Origin of the sequence: Furfurilactobacillus siliginis (assembly GCF_001437435.1) — a bacterium.
Lineage (GTDB): Bacteria > Bacillota > Bacilli > Lactobacillales > Lactobacillaceae > Furfurilactobacillus > Furfurilactobacillus siliginis.
Map to the genome: position 1 here is coordinate 109,231 of NZ_JQCB01000002.1, position 3,839 is coordinate 113,069.

Here is a 3,839-nt window from a genome sequence, read left to right on the forward strand (position 1 = left end):
AAGCAGCCTAGTGAACAAAAAACACGCGAGCAAAGTTTGCCGCGTGCTAAGTGAACGTTATAGTGAACCGAGTAATGATTGAATCTTGCTAACAATACCGTTGACGCCACTGTTTTTGAGTGTTGAACTGGCATCGCTAGGTGAGGCGCTGTTTTCTAAATCGCCAATGGTGTCAGACAATTTGTTGACCTGTGAGGTTAAGATACCACGGCTGACAGCATTGCCATTGCCTTGAGAGATTTGTGCTTGTAAGTTGCTAACTTGCTGTTGCAGATTAGCAATGGATGCTTCGTATTGTGCGCGGTCACTGTTTTCTTTATAATCAGTGACTGTTTTTTGTAAATCTTTGACGACGGTAGCAGTTGCCTTAGATTGTGCTTTGAGACTGCTAAGTTGACTGGATAAGCCACTATTCTGTGAGGCTAACGATGCTTGCTGGGAAGAAGCGGCGGCTGAGGATGCGGCTGCCTTGGAGGATTCGGCCGCACTTTGTGATGCTGCAATTGAAGATGATTCTGCAGAACTGGACGACGATGCCATGGCTGCTTGATTCTGTGCGTTGTTGTGCGCTGACACACCCCAGATGATTAGCACTAAGGCTAGTAAGCCAACTAATGCGCCAATCCATAGATGGCGATGTCGTCTTGGCTGTGGCGCTGGTGTTGGTGCCGTGGTCGCCGCTTGACTGGCGGCGGCTGATGCAGGGGCTGATTCAACGATGATAGGAGAGCGTCCATCGAGGTCGGCTTCCGTATTGACGATTACCAACGTGAAGAACGAACGCCCCACATTACCGCGATCATCCATGACAGCGACGGGAACTTGATGCTGTCCAGGAACCGCGAAGTCAATGTTCTCTAAGTTTGCATTCAAATGTGGTGTTAAATCAGCGCCACGACTATCAACTGCACTAGCGCCAGCAGCTTGTAAAAGACGGGCGTTTGTTGGACGATTAAGGGCATCAGCTTTAACAATGCGAAGTTGTGGATGCATGAATGTGATGCGTGGTTCTGTATTGTTTTCCATAAAATACTCCCGTGGACGAATTGATGTCGTTTATCTTTACGGTTAATGTACCATAGGATGAAAAGTCGTTTTGAAAGCGACAGATAATCTTGAGCAGACCTTAAGTTTCTTAACGTTTCTATAGAAAATGTAGCGTTGCAATCCGTGGGGAAAGGTGATTAGACATGACTTTCTAGCTGTAAAGAAAAACCTCTTGACACCTAAGTGGTAGTTGGATAAACTAGTATCTGTTAAGAAATTTAGGAGGAATTACACATGTCTGTTAAAATTCGTTTAAAGCGTATGGGTTCAAAGAAGCGTCCGTTCTACCGGGTCGTTGTTGCTGATTCACGTTCACCTCGTGATGGTCGTTTCATCGAACAAATCGGTACTTACAACACATTAGTTAACCCTGCAGAAATCAAGTTGGATGAAGACTTGGCAATGCAATGGTTGAACAATGGTGCCCAACCTTCTGACACGGTGAAGAACATCTTCTCTCGTGCCGGAATCATGAAGAAGTACCACGAAGCTAAGTTCACTAAGAAGTAAATTCGAGGCGTTTTAGCATGGATACCCATCAAGACAACCGATTAACAACGGAAGATGTACAAGCACTGATTTTAATGCTGGTTAAGCCACTGGTTTCCCATCCGGAAGCCGTTCAGGTGGTTAATCAGCCAAGTGACCGGTTTATGGAATACTCCTTAACCGTGGCACCGGATGATATCGGTGAAGTCATTGGTCGTCATGGCCAAGTTGCACAGGCATTACGGACGCTAGTTTATGGTGTTCGTACTGTTGATGCGCAGCGAGTGCGGTTAGTGATTGTTGATGAAAATAAGTAAGGGCCTGAGATTTCTGTCTCAGACCCTTTCTTTATTAAGATAGAAGTAAGGAGAAACAATGGCTTTTTATACAATCGGTAAAATTGTGAACACCCAAGGGCTAAAAGGTGAGCTACGTGTAATTGCAGACACAGATTTTCCAGCAGAGCGTTTTGCAAAGGGGAAAACGGTGTATGTGACTGCTAATCAGCCACAGGCGAAGCGGGAACAATTAACCATTACCTCAGCACGTAATCATAAATCATTTATTTTGATTACGTTTGCCGGATTGAATGACATTAATATGGTCGAGAAGTACAAGGGAAGTGACCTGTTTGTAACTGAGGCCGAACAACAACCACTGCCTGAAGGGCAATATTATTATCGTGAAATTATCGGCTTGCATGTTATTGACGAAACAGGTACTGACATTGGGTCAATCAAAGAGGTTATGGCACCTGGGGCCAATGATGTCTGGGTGGTTAAACGTGCTGGTAAATCAGATTTACTCCTTCCGGTAATCGACCAGGTGGTCAAATCTGTCGATATTGAAGCTGGTCAAGTGCACATTGAAATGATGGCGGGGTTAGATGAAGATGAGGATTGATATTTTAAGCCTGTTTCCTGACATGTTTAGTGGGCCAATGACCGAATCAATCGTTGGTAAAGCAGTCGATAAAGGCATCTTAGATATTAACGTCACCGATTTTCGTCAGTTTACAGATGATAAACATCATCATGTTGATGACACACCTTATGGTGGTGGTGCTGGTATGCTCCTCATGCCACAACCAATATTTGACGCCATGGATCATGTTGAAGAAACTGCTGGGGATCGCGGTCGGGTCGTATTGCTAGATCCTGCCGGAGTTCCTTTTACTGAGACAGTGGCGGAGGACTTTGCCAAAGAAGAACATTTAACGTTTATTTGTGGTCATTACGAAGGCTACGATGAACGAATTCGGTCCTTGGTGACTGATGAAGTTTCTTTAGGCGATTATGTCCTGACCGGTGGTGAGTTAGGCGCCATGGTCATGATCGATGCAACGGTACGCTTGATTCCTGATGTTTTGGGAAACAACGATTCAGCGCCTGGTGATTCGTTTAGCAACGGCTTGTTGGAATACCCTCAGTACACACGACCTGCTGAATTTCGCGGTGAACGCGTGCCCGAAGTTTTGATGAACGGGAACCATCAGTTAATTGCTGAATGGCGTGAACGTGAATCACTACGACGTACTTATCAACGGCGTCCAGATTTACTGGAGCATGCCAAACTAACGACTGCCCAACGTCGGTTATTAAATGATGTGATCGACGAAGAGACGCGTGGCTAGTCGCGTGTAAAGGAAATCAGCTTTACACTAAGAATCCAATATGGTATTCTAGTTTGTGGCTATGAGCCCACAATACCGATATTCCGCTGGCAGGTTGACTGTTAATGAATTTCGAGTGAAAGGAAGAACTCACAATGAGACAGAACCAATTAATCGAAAAGATCACCGCTGGTCAATTACGCGATGACATGCCAGACTTCCGTGCCGGAGACACAATCCGTGTTTACGCACGTATCGTCGAAGGTACCCGCGAACGTATCCAATTGTTCGAAGGTATCGTTGTTAAGCGCCACGGTGCTGGTATTTCCGCTACTTACACTGTTCGTAAGATCAGTAACGGTATCGGTGTGGAACGTACTTTCCCAGTTAACTCACCTCGAGTTGATCACGTTGAAGTTATGCGCCATGGTCGTGTTCGTCGTAGCAAGTTGTACTACTTACGTGCATTGCACGGTAAGGCTGCGCGGATTAAGGAAGCTCGTCGTTAAGATGACTTTCAAAAAGCCACATTCCTTTGGGAGTGTGGCTTTTTTGTTAGGTTTTCATTAGTGAAGCTTAGAAAACAACAATGGGTCTGGGACATAACTAATTATGTCCACAGACCCATTGTTGATTTCTGATTTTCAATAGCGGAAACGTGGGACAAAAGTCAAGTCGCTGTGCAGACTAC

General features: G+C 45.3%; 6 protein-coding genes. 5 read left to right on the plus strand and 1 reads right to left on the minus strand.

The annotated features are described in order from the left end of the window. Positions 1-57: 57 nt before the first annotated feature. Entirely contained in the window at positions 58-1,026 is a 969-nt protein-coding gene (locus tag IV55_RS01950; RefSeq protein WP_057808815.1) for a hypothetical protein, read from the minus strand. Positions 1,027-1,281: 255 nt separating this feature from the next. Between IV55_RS01950 and rpsP the strand changes: the two genes are divergently transcribed. The 5 genes from rpsP (at position 1,282) to rplS (ending at position 3,657) form a co-directional block, all read left to right on the plus strand. After that, positions 1,282-1,557: a 30S ribosomal protein S16 gene (rpsP, locus tag IV55_RS01955; RefSeq protein WP_057808817.1), complete on the plus strand. Its 276-nt coding sequence runs from the start codon at positions 1,282-1,284 to the stop codon at positions 1,555-1,557. A 17-nt stretch (positions 1,558-1,574) separates the two neighbouring features. Continuing rightward, entirely contained in the window at positions 1,575-1,853 is a 279-nt protein-coding gene (locus tag IV55_RS01960) for a KH domain-containing protein (protein ID WP_057808819.1), read from the plus strand. Positions 1,854-1,911: 58 nt separating this feature from the next. After that, complete coding sequence (gene rimM, locus IV55_RS01965; protein WP_057808821.1) at positions 1,912-2,439, plus strand: ribosome maturation factor RimM; 528 nt, start codon at positions 1,912-1,914, stop codon at positions 2,437-2,439. Continuing rightward, entirely contained in the window at positions 2,429-3,169 is a 741-nt protein-coding gene (gene trmD, locus IV55_RS01970; RefSeq protein ID WP_057809081.1) for a tRNA (guanosine(37)-N1)-methyltransferase TrmD, read from the plus strand. Before rimM ends, trmD begins: the two co-directional genes overlap by 11 nt. 134 nt (positions 3,170-3,303) lie before the next feature. Then, complete coding sequence (gene rplS / locus IV55_RS01975) at positions 3,304-3,657, plus strand: 50S ribosomal protein L19 (RefSeq protein WP_057808823.1); 354 nt, start codon at positions 3,304-3,306, stop codon at positions 3,655-3,657. The last annotated feature ends 182 nt before the right edge of the window (positions 3,658-3,839 follow it).